The sequence below is a fragment of the Enterobacter sp. CM29 genome (assembly GCF_013179605.1).
Taxonomy (GTDB): domain Bacteria; phylum Pseudomonadota; class Gammaproteobacteria; order Enterobacterales; family Enterobacteriaceae; genus Enterobacter; species Enterobacter intestinihominis.
In genome coordinates, this window is the sequence record NZ_JABMCU010000364.1 from 1 (window position 1) to 1108 (window position 1108).

A 1108-nucleotide genomic window follows, 5' to 3' on the forward strand; every position below is an offset into this window, starting at 1 on the left:
TTTATCGGCTGATGCGCCAGCACGCGTTGACATCTGCTCGGCGGACTTCAGATGCTGCTCAACGACCGGCGTGTGCTCTTTGGCCAAAGCCTTCACATCCGGATCGTCGATTTTACTGGCGTCGCTCTTAAGCTTCGACAGCACCTTCTCGTGGTCCTTCACGCCAGCATATTCCATATACATTTTGTCAAAAGCGTCACCGCGCTGGTTTTCAAGCCTTGAGTTCAGGGCTTTATGGGCGGCGTCTGGCTCGGTCGGCAGCTCTACGCCCTTTTTCTGGGCAACGGCCTGCACTTTGGTCAGGGCGGCGCCGTGGTCGTCGACCATTTTCTGGGCGAATGTTTTCACTTCACTGGTCTGGGCCTTGTCCAGGGCGAGCCTGGCGGCGGCGACTTCGTTGATATTGGCCTGCGCCATGTCCTTTAACGCTTTCTCGTCGCCGGAGCTGAGTCTGGCGTCCGGTTGAGCCTGGCCCGCAGCGTTAGTTTGCGCGGCGCTTGTCGTCTGGGCTTGTACGCCAACGGTGCTGAACATTGCTGCAACTGCTGATACGGCTAGCAGCCTTTTCAGGGTTTTACTCGTGTGCATATTGTTCTCCTGATGGTCATGGTACAGGTAAGTTTCGGTTACCTTACGCGCAACCGGGCAGATAAATGCTAACTGCACAGGTCAGTATAGTAGATGAACCTGCTGTAATCGCAGGTTGCGTCAGAGAGGGCAGGTAATAATGCTCAACAGGCGACGCTTATCGCTCAGTCTCTCTACGACATTGGCACGGATCATTCCCATATTTGATGCTAATGTTAAATAGATAGATTTATTAACAGGAGGAATGATATGAAAAAAGCACTATTAGGGAGTGTATTGGCTTTAACAGTTGCAAGCTTTGGCGCATCTGCGGCAGATATGATTTCCAAAGATGAAGCGCACCACTTCAAACTTGAATACCTGGGCAATGTATCTGTAGGGGCTTCAGGTGGACAAATTTCTTCACCTTCAGATCTTCATCAAAAACTCTCGAAACTGGCAGATGAGAAGGGCGGGAAATACTATGTCATCATCGCCGCTCGAGAGCATGGCCCTAACTTCCAGGCCGTAGCAGAAGTCT

General features: G+C 51.7%; 2 protein-coding genes. One reads left to right on the top strand and one right to left on the bottom strand.

Going from position 1 to position 1108, the window contains the following annotated elements:
- On the bottom strand, window positions 1-588 hold a 588-nt coding region (locus HP459_RS23050; RefSeq protein WP_063145966.1), incomplete at its 3' end, for a DUF4142 domain-containing protein.
- Between the two features lie 249 nt (window positions 589-837).
- Here HP459_RS23050 and HP459_RS23055 point away from each other — a divergent pair.
- Window positions 838-1108: DUF1471 domain-containing protein (locus HP459_RS23055; RefSeq protein ID WP_171936937.1), on the top strand; the 271-nt coding region annotated here is incomplete at its 3' end.